Origin of the sequence: Paenibacillus sp. SN-8-1 (assembly GCF_050995535.1) — a bacterium.
Taxonomy (GTDB): domain Bacteria; phylum Bacillota; class Bacilli; order Paenibacillales; family Paenibacillaceae; genus Fontibacillus.
Genome location: NZ_CP194782.1, coordinates 4,481,962 through 4,501,844, shown reverse-complemented (window position 1 = coordinate 4,501,844; position 19,883 = coordinate 4,481,962). Strand labels below are relative to the sequence as shown.

General features: G+C 48.1%; 18 protein-coding genes and 1 riboswitch. Of the genes, 12 read left to right on the top strand and 6 right to left on the bottom strand.

Translation table 11 applies throughout. The features are described from left to right. Window positions 1-35: 35 nt before the first annotated feature. From ACRRNK_RS22065 to ACRRNK_RS22055, 3 genes are all read left to right on the top strand, one after another. Window positions 36-434, top strand: a complete 399-nt coding sequence (locus tag ACRRNK_RS22065) for a MarR family winged helix-turn-helix transcriptional regulator (protein ID WP_433944734.1) — start codon at window positions 36-38, stop codon at window positions 432-434. A 624-nt stretch (window positions 435-1,058) separates the two neighbouring features. Further along, window positions 1,059-3,365, top strand: a complete 2,307-nt coding sequence (locus tag ACRRNK_RS22060) for a family 14 glycosylhydrolase (RefSeq protein WP_433944733.1) — start codon at window positions 1,059-1,061, stop codon at window positions 3,363-3,365. Between the two features lie 32 nt (window positions 3,366-3,397). Further along, entirely contained in the window at window positions 3,398-5,092 is a 1,695-nt protein-coding gene (locus ACRRNK_RS22055; RefSeq protein WP_433944732.1) for an S-layer homology domain-containing protein, read from the top strand. Window positions 5,093-5,302: 210 nt separating this feature from the next. Here ACRRNK_RS22055 and ACRRNK_RS22050 read toward each other — a convergent pair whose 3' ends face one another. Beyond that, window positions 5,303-5,860 carry a TetR/AcrR family transcriptional regulator gene (locus tag ACRRNK_RS22050; RefSeq protein ID WP_433944731.1) on the bottom strand — a complete coding sequence of 186 codons (558 nt, stop codon included), beginning with the start codon at window positions 5,858-5,860 and terminating at the stop codon, window positions 5,303-5,305. Window positions 5,861-5,999: 139 nt separating this feature from the next. Here ACRRNK_RS22050 and ACRRNK_RS22045 point away from each other — a divergent pair, with 139 nt between their 5' ends. Beyond that, entirely contained in the window at window positions 6,000-7,238 is a 1,239-nt protein-coding gene (locus ACRRNK_RS22045) for an acyl-CoA dehydrogenase family protein (protein ID WP_433944730.1), read from the top strand. Here ACRRNK_RS22045 and ACRRNK_RS22040 read toward each other — a convergent pair. Beyond that, window positions 7,212-8,381 carry an MFS transporter gene (locus tag ACRRNK_RS22040; RefSeq protein WP_433944729.1) on the bottom strand — a complete coding sequence of 390 codons (1,170 nt, stop codon included), beginning with the start codon at window positions 8,379-8,381 and terminating at the stop codon, window positions 7,212-7,214. The genes ACRRNK_RS22045 and ACRRNK_RS22040 overlap by 27 nt on opposite strands. A 92-nt stretch (window positions 8,382-8,473) precedes the next feature. Further along, window positions 8,474-8,572: riboswitch (purine riboswitch) on the bottom strand. A gap of 277 nt (window positions 8,573-8,849) precedes the next feature. On the opposite strand from ACRRNK_RS22040, the gene ACRRNK_RS22035 reads away from it, so the two are divergent. The 5 genes from ACRRNK_RS22035 to ACRRNK_RS22015 all read left to right on the top strand — a co-directional run bounded on the left by ACRRNK_RS22035 (window position 8,850) and on the right by ACRRNK_RS22015 (window position 13,239). Beyond that, entirely contained in the window at window positions 8,850-10,121 is a 1,272-nt protein-coding gene (locus ACRRNK_RS22035; RefSeq protein WP_433944728.1) for a Glu/Leu/Phe/Val family dehydrogenase, read from the top strand. A gap of 31 nt (window positions 10,122-10,152) precedes the next feature. Further along, on the top strand, window positions 10,153-11,130 hold the full coding sequence (locus tag ACRRNK_RS22030) for a diaminopimelate dehydrogenase (protein WP_433944727.1): 978 nt from the start codon (window positions 10,153-10,155) through the stop codon (window positions 11,128-11,130). 186 nt (window positions 11,131-11,316) lie between these two features. Continuing rightward, complete coding sequence (locus tag ACRRNK_RS22025; protein WP_433944726.1) at window positions 11,317-11,895, top strand: TetR/AcrR family transcriptional regulator; 579 nt, start codon at window positions 11,317-11,319, stop codon at window positions 11,893-11,895. A gap of 11 nt (window positions 11,896-11,906) precedes the next feature. Further along, window positions 11,907-12,662, top strand: coding sequence for a glycosyltransferase (locus tag ACRRNK_RS22020; protein ID WP_433944725.1), 756 nt, complete (start codon window positions 11,907-11,909; stop codon window positions 12,660-12,662). 106 nt (window positions 12,663-12,768) lie between these two features. Next, window positions 12,769-13,239: a GNAT family N-acetyltransferase gene (locus ACRRNK_RS22015; RefSeq protein ID WP_433944724.1), complete on the top strand. Its 471-nt coding sequence runs from the start codon at window positions 12,769-12,771 to the stop codon at window positions 13,237-13,239. A 230-nt stretch (window positions 13,240-13,469) separates the two neighbouring features. On the opposite strand, the gene ACRRNK_RS22010 is transcribed toward ACRRNK_RS22015, so the two are convergent. Continuing rightward, window positions 13,470-14,186 (bottom strand): TetR/AcrR family transcriptional regulator C-terminal domain-containing protein, encoded by a 717-nt coding sequence (locus ACRRNK_RS22010; protein WP_433944723.1) that lies wholly within the window; start codon window positions 14,184-14,186, stop codon window positions 13,470-13,472. 122 nt (window positions 14,187-14,308) lie between these two features. On the opposite strand from ACRRNK_RS22010, the gene ACRRNK_RS22005 reads away from it, so the two are divergent. Continuing rightward, a complete protein-coding gene (locus ACRRNK_RS22005; protein WP_433944722.1) occupies window positions 14,309-15,769 on the top strand; it encodes a serine hydrolase domain-containing protein in 1,461 nt (486 codons plus the stop codon). A 185-nt stretch (window positions 15,770-15,954) separates the two neighbouring features. Here ACRRNK_RS22005 and ACRRNK_RS22000 read toward each other — a convergent pair whose 3' ends face one another. Further along, window positions 15,955-16,542 (bottom strand): TetR/AcrR family transcriptional regulator, encoded by a 588-nt coding sequence (locus ACRRNK_RS22000; RefSeq protein ID WP_433944721.1) that lies wholly within the window; start codon window positions 16,540-16,542, stop codon window positions 15,955-15,957. Window positions 16,543-16,743: 201 nt separating this feature from the next. Here ACRRNK_RS22000 and ACRRNK_RS21995 point away from each other — a divergent pair, with 201 nt between their 5' ends. Beyond that, the gene (locus ACRRNK_RS21995) at window positions 16,744-17,631 is read left to right on the top strand and encodes an SDR family oxidoreductase (protein ID WP_433944720.1); all 888 of its coding nucleotides are present in this window, start codon (window positions 16,744-16,746) and stop codon (window positions 17,629-17,631) included. A gap of 25 nt (window positions 17,632-17,656) precedes the next feature. On the opposite strand, the gene ACRRNK_RS21990 is transcribed toward ACRRNK_RS21995, so the two are convergent. Further along, window positions 17,657-17,950, bottom strand: coding sequence for an NAD(P)H-dependent oxidoreductase (locus ACRRNK_RS21990; protein WP_433944719.1), 294 nt, complete (start codon window positions 17,948-17,950; stop codon window positions 17,657-17,659). Window positions 17,951-18,213: 263 nt separating this feature from the next. Further along, the gene (locus ACRRNK_RS21985) at window positions 18,214-18,708 is read right to left on the bottom strand and encodes a TetR/AcrR family transcriptional regulator (protein ID WP_433946972.1); all 495 of its coding nucleotides are present in this window, start codon (window positions 18,706-18,708) and stop codon (window positions 18,214-18,216) included. A gap of 203 nt (window positions 18,709-18,911) precedes the next feature. On the opposite strand from ACRRNK_RS21985, the gene ACRRNK_RS21980 reads away from it, so the two are divergent. Further along, entirely contained in the window at window positions 18,912-19,883 is a 972-nt protein-coding gene (locus tag ACRRNK_RS21980) for a helix-turn-helix transcriptional regulator (RefSeq protein WP_433944718.1), read from the top strand.

Genomic DNA, 19,883 nt, shown 5'->3' with positions numbered 1-19,883 from the left:
TAGAAAATGAAATTTTTAAAGCACTCATTGATTTAATGGCCCTAATCAATCGGCCAGATCGTGATAAGAAGATGATTGCCAGTGCCGGCGTGAATTTGGAAGCTGCAACCTTTCGCATCCTCGTTGGTATCGGGCATCTAAGCCAGACAAGTGTCGGCGATTTGGCTGCCATGATGGGGAAGAACTATTCGAGCGTCAGTCGGCAGATCGACAAGTTAGAGACCGCCGGATTGGTTCACACTTATCCATCAAGTTCAGATTCCCGCATTCGCGTGTCTGAATTGACGGAATACGGGGAGGAAGTAATCTCCACGATTAACCTCACCCGTGAGCGTATTATGCGCGAAGCTTTGGCCGATTGGTCCCCAGAGGAAAGAAGCGACTTGCTAGATCATTTAAGACGATTATTTGAATCGATGAAAAAGTTTGATTAGACTTTGTTCCATCTATGATTCGGGCCTGGTTATTGAGCCGCTATAAGTATCTTTTAGTCACAGCTCCCACCGCTAGGTGGGGGCTGTTTGGCTTTAGGAAAATTTCGTTGACACATGAAAATAGTTCTCATATAATTCGGATAACAGGGGTAAATATTTCCTGCCCCTAGGGTGAAGATAATTCACCTTTTGAATGCGTTTTCATCTGGCAAGTCCCTTTTTAAAAGATTTTCATTACAGTAGGCAACCTTTTTGTGAAAACGATTGCATGTCCTGGCGAAGATAGATATACCAATAGACAGCGATCATTTTAAACAAATAGGTTGCTCCATATGTTGTCTAGGGGGGGACAACGAACATGATTCATCATGTACCATGCTAAATTTGTGGTATAAACCGTAAGACCTTTTTGAATGCGTTCTCATTCTTTAGGCTACCTATTTATGCAAACGATTGCGGCAGCCCGACGATAAGATACAACCAAGGCAGTGAGACACTTCAAACAAATAGGCTGCTTCAATTATGTCTAGGGGGGATAACCAACATTATTCATCGCGTACCATATGAAGTTTGACTGGTTTAAACGGTAACACAATTGAAAATGAGGAGATGATAGAGTTGTTAATGCAGAATACCCGGCGGTTGAACCCCGTCAAGTTTATCTTGGCCTTCCTTTTAACAATCGCAATGATTTTTGGCAGTACCCAAATGGCGCCTGTCACCAACGCAAGCAGCAATGCGAAGATTGTTGTCATGCTTAATTTGCAGGATGTAACTGACTTTGCTGCATTCGATAAGCAGATGGCTACTTTGAAGAGCAAGGGTGTCTATGGGGTAGAAGTGGACATGTGGTGGAACCACTTTGAACCTGCGCAAGGGGAGTATGACTGGAGCTACTACAAAAATCTCTTTACACATATCCAAGATGCTGGCCTGAAAATTTCTCCAATCTTCTCCTTCCACCAATGCGGCGGTAACGTAGGAGACACATGTAACTATCCAATCCCTACTTGGGTGTGGGATCTGGACGACAAAGAGCAAATGCAATTCAAATCGGAGTCGGGCTATTACGACAAAGAGTATATCGCACCTTGGTATGATAAAGCCGTTAATCTATATGATGGCGCTTTCCAATCGTTTGCTGCGAACATGACAGAATTCAAGACTTCCTTCGAAAAGTTCCATATCGGACTTGGACCTGCTGGTGAGCTGAGATATCCGAGCTACAACTTTGCTGATGGCTGGCAGTATCCAGATAACGGCTATTTCCAGGCTTATTCTGAGGCCGCGGTTGCTGACTTCCAGAGCAAGATGGAGCAGAAATACACTGACATTGATGCACTAAATACAGCATGGGGAACTAGTCTCACATCTTTCTCTGAAGTTCAACCTCCTGCAAATGGCGACGATTTCTATTCTAGCGGTGACTATAAGAAACCTTACGGGGTTGATTTCCTGACATGGTATCAGGGCACACTTGAGAACCATTTTACAAGCATTATCACTAAAGCTCACGCAGATCTTGATACTGAATTTGGCGTTCCTTTAAGTGCAAAGGTACCGGGGATTCACTGGCAGTATAGCAACCCAGATGCGCCTCATTCCGCTGAACATGCAACAGGACTATATGATTACTCCAGACTGCTCGATCTGTATAAGGCAAATAACGTTGATCTGACTTTCACCATGTTGGAAATGACGAATCAGGCCAACGGCAATGGTGAGGCTCCAAATTACAGTAAACCTCAGACTCTGATCGATGAGGTTTCGCAATTGGCTGTAGATAAAGGCATTACGCTGGAGGGCGAGAATGCGCTGCCTGTTGGCAATGCCGAGGACTACCAAACGATTTATAATGTTGTGAATAAATATAACTATGATATCTTTACACTGCTGCGTATGCAGGATGTTGTACAAGCAAATGGGCAACCGACTAAACTGCTGGATCCATTTGTAACAACGCTTACGTTAGGTGAATTGCCTAAGCAGCATGTTTCTATGAATATTTACGATCCAGAGGCCGATCCGGTTAACGCGAGGGTATTTATTGTTGGTAACAGCAATTCGATCGGAAGTTGGAATCCAGCTAATGCAGTTCCCGCGGAGTATCTAGGCAATGGCTACTGGCAGGTTAATATGGACTTGAAAGCAACTTCAACATATGAATTCAAAGCAATCCGGAAAGATGCGGCGAATACTACGATTTGGGGAGCAGATCCTAACTTGACCTGGACCGTTCCATATATTCCAGGCGGCACAGCAGTGTTTAAAGCTGATGTGCAAAAAAGCGATCAAGACAATACGCATAAGCACTACATTACTGGAGATGTCGTATTAGGCGGATCAGCACAAACAGATATTACTGTAAGTTTGACAGACGAAAATGGCAACGTGTTAACCGCTGCTTATGGCGATGAAAAGCAATCCGATTATGGCAGCTATGGACTAATTGCAAATGCAGATAATGCCTCTAGAGCACATTATTATTTTGAGGTACCAAGAGGCACCTATACCTTAAAGGTTGTTAATGGAGATCATTCGGTACAGACGACCGTTGTGGCGAATTCCCAAACGCTTTCTGGTGAAAAGCTTATCGACAAAGTTCCAGATTTGTACGCTCTCGCAGTTACGAAAAAGTCGTTTAGCACTACAGCTGGTGTAACGGCAACCGTAAATGTGGCGCAAACTCCGATAGGGATAGACGTAGCGAATAAGGTCGTTATTTTCATGCTGATGGACGGCAACAAACCTGTAGGTATTAATGCAGTTGGAGCATCCGGCTCGGCAGCTCAAGATGTTTCTACGTTCTTTAATGTCACCGGTGGCAATTACAAGCTGAAAGTATTCGTTGTAGATAACTACAATATCAGCAGCACCACTGATATTGGGAACGTGTTGGCAGAACCGCTAGTGCTTCAAAATAAAAATTAAGAAAGTAGAGGAAATCTGCCGTGCCTAAAAAAATGCTAGCAACTTTATCGATATCCCTCGCGGTCGCTATGACAAGCGCTTCGGCGGCGTATGCGACTCCAGTAGAGCAGTCGGCGATGGATCTCAGCGTCCAAGTTCCGGCGAGTGTTGTTCAGGGAAGCTCACTGCTTATTTCCGGTACTTCCCCTGTGTCCACAGTCAGCATTAAAGTGATCGGACCTAACCAATTGAACTTATTTTTCGATGTCCTGGATGTTGTAAATGGGGCCTATCAAGATACCTTTACGATTCCGTCAAATGATTCAAAATGGCCGGTAGGTCAATATACGGTAGTTGTAGGGCAAGGAACGAATGTGAAAACAGCCAACTTTAACGTGACTGCGCCACCTAGTAACGGAGGCGGAAGTGATAACGGAGGTGGAAACGGAGGCAGTAACGGAAGCGGTTCAACCAACGTGCCTTCGAATCCGGGGACAAGTACCAACCCGCCCGCTACGGAGCAGAATAATCCAATGCTTCCGGCAGGTGCGGTTGTTACCGACCTCTCCTCAGCAGTGACTGTTCAAACGGATGCTGCCGGATTGTCTCAAGTCGTCCTGGATAGTAAGAAGGCGATTGCAAGTATTCAAAGCGGCAAAGATAACGCTAAGGCATTTGTCATCTCGATTCCTGAGGTAAAAGGATCTAAGGCAGTGGCCGTGTCCATTCCTGCAGATGTGTCGAAGGCCATTGTGGAAAAGGGTGGTGCTGAGGCTTCTATCCTGGTTGTGACTCCATTTGGAGGTTATAATCTGCCGCTCAAAGCATTGGGCAGCAGCCAACTTGATACGATTGTGGTAACCGTATCTCAGGTCAATGACGAGAAGCAGAACCAAATTCGCGAGAAGACGGCCCGGAAAGGGTTAACGCTGCTTGGTTCGCCGACAACCTTCACCGTGGAGTTGGTAAAGGCTGACGGAACCAGACAAGAAATCGACAACTTCAACAATATCTATGTGCAGCGTTCTATTCATCTTGGTGCAACGATCGATACTTCTCATACTGTAGCTGTTAAGGTGAATGAGGATGGCAGCCTGATCCCGGTTCCAACCTATTTCACTAAAGACTCAACGGGGATCTCAGCCGTAATTAATCGTACGAGCAACAGCACGTATGCGGTTGTGTCAGGGACTAAATCCTTTGCGGATATTAAAGGTCATTGGGCCGAAGCAAATATCTCCAAGATGGCCTCCCATTTACTTGTTAATGGTATAACGGATACGAAATTCGGGCCTCAACTGAACATAACTCGTGCCGAGTTTACTAGTTTGGTAGTTAGAGCGCTCGGGTTATCGGATAGTACCGGAACTACATCCTTTAAGGATGTAAAGTCGTCAGATTGGTTCTACAAAGAAGTAGGTATTGCTGTATCCGCGGGGTTGATTAAAGGCGAGGGTGATCAGTTCAAGCCTGGCGATAACATTACCCGTGAGCAGATGGCTGCTATCTTTGAACGTGCGTTGAAATTTGCCGGAACCTCCGTGCCAAGTTCAACAACGACTTTATCCTTTGCAGATAAAGGCAGCATTTCAGCTTGGGCCGCTCCATCGATCTCGGCCGCAGTTCAGCTCGGGATTTTGAAAGGGGATGAGCGCGGTTTGCTTCATCCTGGAGCCCCTGCGACTCGCGCCGAAGGAACGGTTATGCTGGAGAGAATGCTGAAAGTGATTAAATTCATTAACGAATAGGCTTCAAACGTCAAGGACTCTCTTGAGCTATTTGCTCAGGGAGTCCTTTTCAAGTTGCTATCTACCGAGCTCACTACGAAGACGATAGGCCGAATACGAAGGCCCAGTTCTAAGTCAATCCTTCTAAAGCGGAAGCCGGCATCCATCGGCTGCCACTGCCCGCTGAAGTACGGAGGATAGAACAGTCACTCACAGTAAGGGAATACGGGGTTAATCCGCGAACTTCCACTCTGAGAAGATGTTCATTTTTGCATATAATTCTTCGTGGTCGATCGGCATGTTGCTCTCAATCCACCAAGTTATCACACCAAGCACGGCTCCGATGTAAGCCTCTATCTTAATTTGCATATCGATGGAATTCTCTTCAATCGAATTATACTTGGCCAAGTATTCCCGGATACCCCTCCCCATCTCTCTTCGCAGCAGATTCCTCAAGGAGTCCCTCTCTTCGGCCAACAGAATGGAGAACAGCTTCTTATGTTTGGTTGCCAAAGAAAATAACTCTCTAAAATTATCGGATGGGGAAAAAGATACATCGACAATGCCCTTAAACTCCTCCTCCGCAATTTGCTGCATAGCGCGTGATAGTAGATCAAATTTATCCTGAAAATGCGTGTAGAACGTAGTTCGATGTACCATCGCTAGATCACAGATCTGCTTCACCGTTATATTCCCGAACGGGTGTTTCTCCATTAAATCTAACAGAGCATTGTATAAGAGCTTATGAGTTCTTCGGACTCGAAGGTCTTCAGTTGTTGTATTATCCATGACAGATTCCTCTCTCTGTATCGTTTATCGACAAACTTACGATTTTATCGGTTGTTGAAATTAATTATACATTATACCATTTACTGTATAAATGCATCTTAAATATACAGATGTATAATTAATTAAGGAGTGGATTTCAATGGCCAACTTAAGTACAGAATGCCAACTTACTGCTTTTGAACAGCAATTGCTTCAGAGTGCTACCGAGTTAGTTCCCTATCTGCAGAAGTTCGGCACTACGATTGATGAAGAACGACATATTCCTGATGAAGTAATTCAGAAGATATCGGATGCGGGGCTGTTTAAGCTTGGCACACCGAAGGAGTACGGGGGGCATGAGGTTAGTATCCGAGCTATGATTGAGATTATATCCGAGTTGGCTAGGGGGAATGGTTCTGTTGGCTGGGTCGCTCAAATCATCAACGGAAATAACTATAACGCATCCCTATCATTACCTTCGGACGTATTAGAGTCGATCTATAACCAGGTAGAGGAGATACGTTTCTGCTCTGTCCTGCTGGCACGTAAAGCGGTCGTGAAGAAAGTAGACGGAGGGTATTTGGTAGAGGAGGGCTTTTGGGGGTTCGGTTCAGGTTCAAAGCATGCAACCCATGCCCTGTTGAGCCTCAAGGACGCCAAATCCATGCAAGAAGGCATGGATTTGGAGATGATGCTGGCCGTTGTACCCATGAGTGAGGTCACAATCGTTGACGATTGGTATACGATGAGCCTGAAAGGATCAGCGAGTAATAGTCTGGAACTCAAAAATGTGTTTATACCTGACAAACATGTCATCACCATCACCGAACAGGGAGACCGGCAGCCCGCCGAACTGGAAGGGCGTGACAGATACAAGCCTTACGCACAGCTTATTATCAGCATCACAACGGGAATAAGCGCGATTCTCGGACTCGCTAGAGGGGCTGTCGAGTATTTTGCCCAGAAAGCACCTCACAAGGGAATTGCAATGACTGTCCATAGCTCTCAAGCTGCAGTGGGTCATATCCAGTATAAAGTGGGACTTGCGGCTATAAAGGTCGAATCCGCTCATCTTCATATCAGTCGAACCATTGACAATTTGGAGCGTCATGTGCAGATTACAGCACCGTTTAGTCTAAAGGAGATGGCACAGGTGCAGACGGATATGACCTATGCAGCCATGCTGTGCTGGGAAGCCGTAGATATGCTAATGGCAGAGAGCGGAGGAAGTGTTATTGCCGATTCCAATCGCTTATCTCAAATATTCCGGGACATCAGAGGCGGCTCCAATCATGCGCTGACTACAGCATCGACTGGACTAGAGCTATACGGAAGAGTACTGATGGGTGTGCCTCCACAGTTTTTCCCTATCTTAGTCCGAAGCCTTGTGCTCTCTTGATATTGTCGGTCTCGTAAAAGAAAAAACTGCGCATAGTAACGCAATCATGACAATTCCACTCCCAAACCAAGCTGTACTGGAATACGAGCCAGTTTGGTTTAACACCAATCCGCCAATTGCTGACCCAAGTGAAATACCAATTTGCAATGCGGAATTATTAAAGCTTTGCTGTATATCAGACGTAGCTGGATCGGTGTGAATTAAATAGCTTTGTTGAGGGGGCGCCAAGCTCCAACTGAGTGCCCCCCAAATGATCATCGTTAGGATGAATAAGAAGATTGAAGAAGTTGTTAATGGTAATAAGCACAATATAACAGCAAATGCGCTGATCACGATGATGATACTCTTGCGAGCACCGATCCAATCAGAAAGTGTACCGCCAAATGCCCCGCCGCCTACAGCTGCAATGCCAAATACAAAATAGCAGATACTAATCCATTTGGAATCAAGATGAAGATTTGTCTCTAGGAACGGTGTGAAATACGCATAAATCGTATAGTGCCCTGCTAGCATAAACATCGTAGCAAGATGGGCACTGATTATTTTCCCATTTCCTAAGGCCTTCAATTGTTGTGAAAGTGGAATTGTCCTCTCCCCAGGAATATGCCCCAAAAATAATGAAATAAGCACCATGGATCCGATCGATAACACAGCGATTCCAAGAAATATTACCCGCCATCCAAACATATTGGAGATCAGGATTCCGAGTGGTACACCTAACACAAGTGACGAACTAATACCCATATAAATGAGTCCCAAAGCTTTTGCCTGGTGGGCAGGAGCAGCAATTTTAACAGCAATCGTTAAAGAAAGCACAACGATAAGTGCTGTGCTAGTTGCCGTCAACACTCTAGCTACCATCATAAAAGCAAAGTTTGGACTGAAGTATGTCAATACATTGCCGATGAAAAAGATAAACAAGGAAGTAAGATACAATTTCTTGCGTTCAATCTTGCTGGTCAAGACCAGCAGAACAGGCCCGGCAATTGCATAGACAAGCGCAAACACCGAGATAAGCTGCCCCGCAGTGCTTAATGAAATGTTTAGATCGCCGGAGATCGCCGGCAGTATCCCGCCAACGATTAATTCAACCAAACCAACCGCAACGGTCGATAATGCCAATATAATAACTTTCAAATTCATACTACTGTTTCATGTCCTTTCTTAGTTGAGATTAGAAGAAATGGCTCTTAAGGACCTTTACAGATAACAGCAAAAAATCCTGACTACAAAAAACGAATGAATTCATTTTCTGTAGTCAGGATTTTAGGTTCCTGGTAGATACCCTCCAGCCATATTCCAGAGGTTATACAGTTGGTTCATATCTAGTTTTAAAAGCGATCACTTGTCTGATTTTACAATCCCATATTCTATTTTTCAACTGTGAAAATCACTTCATCGGTCCTGACTTGGGTGGATTTAACACTGAAATCGGCATTACATGCACCATTCCTTCAAGCGCTTGATAAATATTTTGTATCGACCCGATGGAAAAAATTCACTGATTTCTTCGAAAAAAGTCTTTTACAAAACTGACGTATGATGTAAGATGTATTCTGACCTCTTTAAAGCGGTGAATCGCAAAATTATATGGAGAAAGGGCTGAAGCTTATGAGCATTAAAGAAAACGTAGGGTCGGCGCAAGAGACCTTGAACCCCTTTGAAATCGTGCAAAAACAGATTGATGAAGCGGCTGCCTATTTGCAGCTTCCACAACATATTACCGATATCCTGAAGAAACCGAAACGTGTACTGACCGTTAACTTTCCAGTTAAGATGGACGACGGTAGAGTTGTCGTCTTCGAAGGATACCGTTCCCAGCACAACGATGCGGTTGGTCCAGGAAAGGGCGGAATTCGTTTCCATCCCGACGTTACATTGGACGAGGTTAAAGCATTGTCCATGTGGATGTCCTTTAAATGCGGTGTAGTAGGTCTGCCATACGGCGGCGGCAAGGGCGGAGTTATCTGTGATCCGCGTGAGATGAGCAAGGGCGAACTGGAACGTGTCAGCCGCGGCTTTATGGAAGCTATCGCTGATTTCATCGGTCCTGATAAAGATATTCCAGCACCAGATGTCTACACGACACCTCAGGTTATGGGCTGGATGATGGATACATACAGTCGTCTGAAGGGCGTTAACACGCCGGGCATCATCACAGGCAAACCGCTCATCCTCGGCGGCTCCAAAGGCCGGAATGAAGCGACGGCGCAAGGCTGCGTGTACACCGTGCTCGCTGCGCTTAAGGAGCTGAACATCTCTCCAGAAGGTGCAACAGTTGCGGTGCAGGGCTTCGGCAACGCCGGACGGATTGCGGCTAGACTGCTTGCTGAACAAGGCTGTAAAGTTGTTGCGGTCAGCGATTCGAGAACGGGATTGTATCAGGCGGAAGGTCTTGACTTGCAGAAGGTTTATGAGCTTAAGGACCATGCCAAGCTGGCCGACTACGGTGCGTCTTACATCATTACGAACGAAGAACTGCTGGAGCTGGATGTTGATATCCTTATCCCGGCTGCACTTGAGAATGTGATAACTGGTGCCAATGCAGCGAACGTCAAGGCACGGATCATTGCTGAAGCGGCTAACGGCCCAACTACTCCAGAGGCAGACAAAATTCTGCAGGAAAAAGGCGTGCTCGTCATTCCTGATATTCTGGCTAATGCTGGCGGCGTAACCGTATCGTACTTCGAATGGGTGCAGAACCTGGCTAACTTCTACTGGACGGAGGAAGAAGTGCTTGAGCGTCTGTCTCAGCGGATGTACGCTTCCTATGATGAGGTTCGCGCCTTGTCCCGTGAGCACGGCACAGATTTGCGGACTGCGGCTTTCATGATCTCCATCAAACGGATCAGTGAAGCGATGAGCGCCCGCGGCTGGATCTGATCCAGCATATATTGAAATGGAGGACACAACTATGACTCAACCTATTTCCATCGGCATCGTTGGCTACGGCAATCTCGGACGTGGCGTTGAAGCGACAATCCGGCAGAATCCTGATCTTAGACTGGAAGCGATTTTTACGCGCCGCGATCCTAACACATTAGAGGCCGGCACACAGATGGTGTCCATTAACGATATCGAATCTTACCGGGGGAGAATCGATGTTCTGATCCTCTGCGGCGGTTCCGCAACCGATCTGCCGGAACAGGGCCCTGCTCTGGCGAAGCTGTTCCATACGGTCGACAGCTTCGATACCCATGCGCGAATTCCTGAGTATTATGCGGAAGTGGAAGCCAGCTCCCGTAAGGCGGGGACTGTCAGTGTCATTTCTACCGGCTGGGATCCGGGGCTGTTCTCGCTGAACCGTCTGCTGGCAGAAGCCATGCTGCCGGAAGGAAGCGAGTACACCTTCTGGGGTAAAGGCGTGAGCCAGGGACACTCCGACGCTATTCGCCGTGTACCCGGCGTCAAGAACGGCATCCAGTACACCATTCCGCGTGAAGAAGCAGTGGAGCGCGTACGCAGCGGGGAGAACCCTGAGCTATCTACTCGTGACAAGCATTTGCGTGAGTGTTACGTAGTGGCTGAGGAAGGCGCAGATCGCGAGGCAATTGCGGAGACGATCCGCAGCATGCCGAATTATTTTGCAGACTACGAGACTGTGGTTCATTTCGTAAGCGAAGAGACGCTGGCCGCAGAACATAGCGCAATGCCGCATGGCGGTCATGTTATCCGAAGCGGAAAGACAGGAGCGGGGAATACGCAGATTATCGAGTTCGGCCTGAAGCTGGACAGCAATCCGGAATTTACCGCCAGCGTGCTGGTTGCCTATGCCCGCGCGGCTTACCGCCTGGCACAAAAGGGAGAGTCCGGCGCATATACCGTATTCGATATCCCGTTCGGCCTTCTGTCACCGAAATCGCCGGAGCAGCTGCGCAAAGAACTGCTGTAGCGTTAAGCTGGTCCATAGTATAGTAAATGTACAAAGAAACCGTTCCTTTTGGATGTGGTGGGTTGACCCTGCCGCATCACCAAAGGGCGGTTTTTTTTGCGTTATGGGTTTACACCAGTATAAATAAATGGTAAATTTATCTACATACCGGACGGTCGGTATGTAGATAAGAAAGGGATGTAGGATGTGAATCAAGATAATAAGGTAACCAAGCAGCGTATTGTAGACTGTGCGAAAGTTCTGTTCTCCCAAAAGGGGTATGCCGCCACTTCCATTCAAGATATTTGTCGTGCAGCAGGCTGCAGCAAGGGCGGAGTATACCACCATTTCCTGAACAAGGAAGATCTGTTCGTGTACATTGCGGAAAGCGTATTCACAGGGTCCTGGGAGGATTGGTCAAGACGGTCAGATGGAATCATCGGAATGGAAGAGAAGCTCTATGCATTTGCGGATCATTTCGTGGATACATTGCAAAGACCGTTGTCGAAGGCGGCGGAGGATTTTCTACGTACCAGTGCCAGCAGCGAGACTATAGCCAGGTTTGTCGGAGTAATGAATAGCTATATGAAGAATTTTGAGGATTTTATTGAAGGAGGAATTGCCGCGGGGTACTTGAAAGACGAGGACTCCAAAACGCTGGCTTTTATTGTGTTAAGTTTTTACTCCGGTTTGAGCGACAGTTATGCTTTTATGACCAAAGAAGAGATGAAGGTGCTGTTTCGGAAGTCTACCGAGCTGTTGTTAACCGGCATTAAGCGCCAATAGGAGGAGATAACATGTTTATTAAAGCGGATGATACCAGGCGGGTTAAGCTTTCCGTCATTATTCCGGCACATAATGAGGAGAAGTATATAGGAGAGTGCCTGGAATCGATACAGAGGGCGGCGAAGTCATTTAGTGGAACCATTGAGGTGGTTGTGGTTAGTAACCGATGCGAGGATCGGACAGAGGAGATTGCCCGCGCTTATGAATGTGTAGTGATCCAGGAGGATACCCCAAATTTGTCTGTCATCCGCAATGCCGGTGTGAAGGCTGCAAGAGGGGAGTGGATTGTGTCTATCGACGCTGACAGCCGTATGTCGGAGAATATGTTATCCGAGGTGGAAAGGCTGCTGTCAGATGAAAGTACTATTGGCGGAGGAGTAGGAGCCATCCAGATGGAACGGATATCGCTCGGGATTATTTGCTCACTGCTGGTTATTTTATTGCCGCTCATGCTAAAGTACGGGAATATCTCGGTCGGGATGTTCTGGTGCCGGAAAGCAGATTTTATCGCCATCGGAGGCTTTAACGAAGAAATGCTGATGACGGAGGATGCGGACTTTGCGAAACGTCTGAAGCAGTACGGCAAAAAGAGCGGAAGACGGTTCGGTACTATACGTACAGCAAAGCTGTTCACCTCCGCCAGGAAGTTCGACAAGCTGGGAGATTGGGTGCTGTTCAGAAGCCCCCATGTAATTCTAGGTTATTGGACTGGAGGTAAAAGTCGCAAAGCGGCGGATAAAGCCTATTATGAGAATCAGGTGAGGTAGGCCAAGAGACCCTCGAGAGATTGAGCCCTAGCTCAGGCGCATGGTCGTACAGTCATTGTTCGGTGTAGAAGCAATTATACATTGTTCAGGGGGGAGCGTTACAAATATGGAGTTTGATTTAAGACGTGCGAAATACTCCGATTTGGAGAATCTTGTTGAGCTTCGAATAGCCCTGCTTCAAGAGGTTGGAAAGATGGGAAATAAGGAGGAGCTGGAAGAGGTCAGGAATGCTAACAGGCTGTATTATGAGAAACATTTGAAAAGTGGAGATTACATCTCGTTTGTTACAGAATCTCAAGGACAAATTATTGGAACAATCGGATTAATTATAATCAATCGTCCACCATATTTACATAATCTCTTAGGAATGGATGCTTACATAATGAATGTGTACACTACTCCTGACTTTAGGGGAAAGGGAATCGCAACGGCCCTATTAGACAAGAGTATTGAGTATGCAAAAAGTAATAACGCCGGTCGAATAATACTAACCGCTTCTGCAGATGGGAAGCCAGTTTATGAAAAGAGAGGGTTTAAACTCAAGAGTTCAGCAATGGAGTTGGTATTGAACGGATAACCTTAATACAGAGAGAAGAGCCCGAATGTCGCAACGTCATGTATGATCTTTTTAAGATAAGCCACGTACTCGCAGCCCCAATCGGGAGGCGATCCTTAAGAATAATGAAGCTCGTCTGCAAAGTTGCTGGGACAGCAAAAATTTGAATAGCGGGTTTTCCCTGCTTGTCGATAGGGCTGCCTGTAAAGGCGGCCCTAAGTTATTACCACTGAACAGCATGGCTAATCTCCCTACAGGCTCCTTGATTGTGAGGAGGCCGACATGGCCTCAAGTCCAGCGAGCAGGAGGTCTACACCGAACTTAAAGTGAAGATCTGTATCGACGCAAGCGGCGATACTCGGGGCTGCTTCTACAAGTGAGGGATATTCCTCCTGCGGAAGGCCACCGTAGAATTCGAGCAATTTAGCCCCCCACACTTTACGTTCCTCCTCCGACCCCTGTACGTAACCATCCCCAGTAATAACGAGCGACACGACCTGATTCAGAAGATGCTCGAAAATATAGAACGCTTGCTGAGGCGAAAAGCCAGCTCTACGAAGAATGCTAAGCGAGGTCTCGAAGAGAGTGAGCCTGTTGGTCAAAGGCAGGGAACGTCTGGACAGTAATGATCTGCCTGAGGGATGAATGATCAATACCTGACGCAGAGCGTATAGAAAGCCTCGTACTTGTTCCCGCCAATCGACCGCCTGCACGGCTGAAATATCGAAAGAGGCCAGCATCCGTTCGGTCATGGCCTCCAATAGATCCTCTTTGTTGCTTACATGCCGATAGACAGCCATGGGTGTTACTTTGAAATCCTGGGCTAAGCGCCGAAAGCTCACAGCACCCATTCCTTCCGTATCCCCAATCTGGAGTGCAAGCTCAACAATAGCCTCCCGGCTAAGGCGAACAGAACCTTTACGGGGAGGGGTACTTTTTGGTGTGTCATTACTTTTATTAGAGTTCACAGTTCAACGCTCCTGAAAAATAAGATAATCCTAGTATACCGCAAAGAAGTTGACGGGTATACACTGTATACTTATAATACCTAGTATACAGTGTATACAAGGGGTGTGAGGAGTTGTTTTCAATGAAATCGGGGAAATTCAGCAGAGTCAATCCTTTCCGGGCCCTTCTCAGGAGTAAACGCAGATTAACGCTGCTTGTTATCGGAGTTCTGCTTGCCTTATTCGCCTGCTTGTTGGCTGTACTTGATCAGCCATTGAAGGTTGCTTCGGGCTTTGCCAGCAAGGAGATTTGCTCCGGAACGTTTGTATCAGGCCTTAACCCGGATCAGGTGTACAGCGATATGATCGAGCCTGAAGGGGCCATTAAGTACATTAGCGGTTTGATGGACTATAACGTTAACCGTGAGAAACGTGAAGTCACGACGACCATCGCGGGATTGTACAAAACTCGGGCGGTGTACGGCGAGGGGATAGGCTGCACATTAGTTTATAGCCCAGAAGATGCCAATCTGGCTGCAGCCGCTGATTTTAAAGCCCCTGCTGACCAAGTGAAGCCACAGGCTGCCGAGATCGCTGGACCGGGTGTGGTGGAGCCTAAGAACGAGCAGCTGCGTGCCGCGCTGGACCGGGCTTTTGCTGAGCGAGAGAAGCCCCCCTTTAAACGCACCCAGGCCATTGTCGTGGTTAAGGACGGTAAGGTGGTAGCCGAACGTTATGCTCCTGGCGTAGGGGTGAACACACCCTTGCTCGGATATTCGGCGACCAAATCCGTCACCAACGCACTGATCGGCATATTGGTCCGTCAGGGCAAGCTGAATGTCGGGCAATTGGCCCCCATTGCAGCATGGCGCAATGAACAAGACCCGCGCCACGCCATCACAATAGATGAATTGCTGCGCCAAACAAGCGGTCTCGCCCTTAAAGAGACCAGTTCCGGCTTCGACCCTGCATCCCGAATGGTCTTTATCGAACGAGACATGGCGGGCTTCGCCGAGAAGGCCAAGCTAACCGCTGCGCCTGGAAGCGAGTGGGCATACACGGACGGCAATTATATTCTTCTCTCACGCATTATTCGTGATGCCGCCGGCGGTCGTGCCTCGGATGTAAGACAACTGGCGCAGCGTGAACTATTTGGGCCGACGGGGATGAAGAACGTAACTCTGGAGTTCGATGCTACCGGCACGCCAAACGGCGCCATGTCGATGCTGGCCACAGCGCGCGATTGGGCTCGCTTTGGGCTCTTGTATCTGAACGATGGGATGGCAGGCTCGGAGCGCATCCTCCCGGAGGGGTGGGTCAAATACTCTTCCTCACAGACGCTGAATACCGGATATGGAGCCGGATTCTGGATTAACCGAGCAGTAAGCGGCAATGCGCCGTATGGCCTTCCATGGGGTATGCCCCATGTGCCGCATGATGCCTTCTTCGCCATGGGCAACATGGGGCAGCATGTTGTGATTGTCCCCTCAGAGCACTTGGTCGTCGTACGACTGGGTATGGCCCACCACCCGGACGGCCTTATCGCTGGTGCCGACCGGCTGGTTGCCGATGTGATCGCGGCGCTTAAGAATGCCAATAAGTAGTAGCAATAATGAGCCTCAGTCGTACATGCTAGTTGATCAGAATCGGTTTGTTCCGGCATTTGGACATAAAAAACCTCCCCAGAAGCAAGCTGAGGAGGTGGCTATTCTTAAAATTGCTTTATAAGCTTTCGGGCGAATGATTGCGGCGTTGCTTCAGGAGGAGCTTTCTACGCTATCTTTATCGGTTATGTCGGTTCAAGATAGGGTGCCAAATTCAACGTCACAACCTCTAACACGTTCTTGATCAATATGTCGCTCTTCTCTTGTTGAGGGTCCCGGCTGCATTGCACGGCTGAACCGAAAATACCCCAACTGATGACGTTAGCCGTTGCTTCCATGCTCTCCTGTGAAATACCTTCAACATCGGCTTCACACAGCCACTGGAGCAGGAGCTGGTAAAGCTTTTTTTGCATAGCAGTTTCAAACAGAGGCTCAAACTGTCTGTCACCCAAAGTGATGTACTGCCGAAACCGGAAGAGGAAATCGAATAGGGTCTGAACAAGGGTCTGCAGATTGTCCGAAGTGAGCTTCGCGTCAACCGGTATTCTTTTATGTATGATCGATTCGAATTTCTCTGTCATCCAATACTCAAGAAAGGCAAACTTGTCTTCGAAATGAGCATAGAAGGTTGCCCGGTTCACTGTCGCCCGAGCTGCAATATCATACACGGAGATCGAATAGATATTTTTCTTCTCTTCCAGAAGACTATAGAAGGCCTCTGTTAATAATTGACGGGTTCTCCTTACACGCGGATCATTAGCGTTAACCGGCATGTTATACCACGCTTTCTCATGGGATCTAAAACAGACAAAAAAGCACAATTGTTAGGAAAGCGACATTCTCAGCGTACTGTTGGTTGTTCGCAAGACTCAAGCCTTTTATCCTGATCTTATCCCACTTATCGTTACACAAAAACTGGATATTAAGCAACTCTGTTTGATCTTCAGTAAAAAAGGGAAAGGGTGATTGGTGAAATGATTATCGTTACAGGAGCCAATGGAAAATTAGGCCGGGCGGTCGTAGAGCAGCTGCTTGAGCGCGTGCCAGCCGGGGAGATTGGTGTGAGTGTTCGCGATGTGGTTAAGGCGCAGGGCCTGCAGAACCAGGGAGTTCGTGTGCGGCAGGGTAATTTCGAAGATAGCGAGGGTCTTCTCCACGCTTTTGAGGGAGCGTCCCAGGTGCTCATCGTATCTTCAGGCACCCTTGGAGAGGCAGGCATTCGCCATCACCAGACGGCGATCGATACGGCAAAGAAAGCTGGTGCCGGGCGAATACTTTACACAAGCCACATGGGGGTCTCCCCGGTGTCGTACTTTCCACCTATGATTCACCATGCCGCTACAGAAGAGCTGCTTGCCAATTCAGGAGTTGCGTTCACGTCGCTTCGAAACGGCTTTTACGCCGCGTCAGCGTTACCGTTATTTAGCGAGGCCATCCAGACAGGGGAACTGATCGCTCCGGAGGACGGCCCGATTGCCTGGACAACTCACGCTGATTTGGCAAAAGCTACTGCGGCAATTCTTATGGAACACAAATTTGATGGCCCCACGCCTAATCTGACTGCCTCCGAAGCCATTCGTATGGATGATATTGCGTCCATGACTTCGGATCTGACCGGCCGCCCTATTCGCAGAGTAGTGGTGCCCGATGACGAATACCGGGATTATCTCATGTCCAAAGGCATGCCTGAAGCGGCTGTTAACATGCTGCTGGGCATTTTCCGAGCAAGCCGGAACGGAGATTTCACGCAAGCGAGCGGGACTCTCGGTGACCTCATTGGTCATGCCCCAACAAGTTTCAGAGAAGTCTTGAAGGAATCACTTGCTCTCCCTTCAGATCTCTTTGGAGTGACTAGGGGCTAGAAGCCACTAATCTACTCGGGTGGTCTTAATTTGAATAGTTCTTACTCATTTCGGCTAGCATACGGTTTCGAACGATAATGGGGTTAAGATCGGGAGATGTGATGTGCTCCACATAAGAAGAGGCGCTATGATTGATCTGGTCATCCTTCGCCTTGACCGCGCCATAAAACTTATCCGCATCGATGGCAAAGCCCGGGTATGCTTTGTATAGTTCATGAAAGGTTATTTGATTGGGGTATCCACGCAATTCTGCCAACCAGCGTTGATTAACGCGAGACTGTTCGATATTCGGGTGAGCCGCAACGACTAGAATTCTCATCGCGCGGCTCCCTTTGCTTCGGCCTCAATCGTCTCTTTCATAACCTCCGCTCCCCGATGTACACGTGCTTGAATCTCGGGAGCGAGATGCTCCGGAAGGAAGTCGGTGATCCAGACGAGCTTCGCGCCATTGCCGCCATCAGAAAAGACTTGAAAGGATGAACTCGCGTGTTATCCCGCCATTGGGCAGAATAAGTGTTCTTTCGTGACCGTTGATCAGGGTATTCTCGGTATAGCCGGGGACAAGACGGTAATGAACGGCACCTACGTCGCTGACAGCCTCCCATACTTGCTTGGGTGAGGCATCAATCCAAATTTCCTTGCGAATTGTTGGCAAATAATCACACTCCTTGAGTCGATTATATTTTTGATTCCTTTGTCAATCGCTTGGGCCATCGGCTTAATAAAGCACTTCATCCAGTCAAAGGGCGACAATTCACCAGGCTCATATAGATGATGGAGATCCAGGCTGATTCGCATATAGAAACGCTGGGTCTTAGGATCTTTGATGGCACGCTCGCAGACAAGCACGGCGTAGTTCTTGAATTGTTCGAGTACCGGTGCATCCTGTTCGAAATATGCCGCCGTATACTGAAGCGATTGGTCCCTCATATATTCGTAAAGCTCCCGAAAAAGCTGCCTTTTATTTTTGAAGTAGTAATAGACCAATCCATGCGCAAGACCCGCTTGATCCGCAATATCGCTCAAGTTCGCTGCCGCATAGCCCTTTGCCACATATACGTGAATGGCTGCCTGCAGAATCTCTTGTTTGCGCTGCTCTCAAATGGCCTTGTTCTGTTTCTTTGTACGGGGAGACATGCTATCACACCTTGCATAGAATTTTATTACATTATACGTTATGACAATGGGACACGTAAAAGCATCCATCTAGCTTGATACTTTCATTTTAATGCTAGTTCGATTTCAATTTCATTTTCACGAGGAAAAGAGGGAGGTTTTAGATGGCGAAATGGGATAATATGCTGTCCATGCTTTGGATGCTGCGATTCGGAAGGAAGCTCACTGCCGCGCAGATCGCGGATAATCTGGAGATCAGCGTCCGTACCGTGTACCGGTATATTGACGCATTATGCGCCAGCGGTGTGCCGGTAGTAGCGGAATCGGGTCATGACGGCGGGATACGCATTCTGGAAAGCTTCGAAGAGACGCCATTGTTCTTCAACTCCGTAGAGATGAAGGCACTTGTTGACGCGTTTAAATTTGCGGAAGGGGCTGGCTACCCGTATACGGAGGAGCTGGAAAGCGCGCTGAAGAAGGTGGAGAACGGGCTGCACGAAGAGCAGCGTCATGAACTGTCCCTTCAGGCGAGCGGTTTGGATGTGATCTCTCCGGCGCGTCCGTCTTCTGTCGTTCCGCTGCTGCGGGACTTAGAGCAGGCGGCGCAGGACGGGCGAACGGTCCGCATCAGCTACCGCAAAGCGAACGTGGAGGAGACTGGCGAGCGTGATATTGATCCGTACGGTTTGGCTTATGACCGAAACGAATGGTACGTTGTCGCGTTCTGCCACCGTTCTCAGGCGGAGCGGATATTCCGCGTGGACCGCATCGGGCTGCTGGAGCCAACCGATGCGCGGTTCGAGAAGCCGGAGCGTTTCTCCGCATCCGCCTACTTCCGCGACCAGTCGGAGCGGGAACGGGAGGCGGACGGGCCGATGACGGTCATCCTCATTGAGGGAGAGCCGGACACGCTGAGCGAGGTTTGCGGCCATTGGCATCTGCGCCATTATTTAACCGAACGGACTGATCGGGAGGCACGGTTTCTGATCGACGTCCCCACGATGAACAAGTACCTTCCGAAGTATCTAATGACGTTCGGCACGGCTATTAGCATTCGGGAGCCGCTGGAGCTCAAGCTTCGGGTCCGGGAATTAGCATATGAAATCGCTAAACATTACGACAATGACCTCGATTGA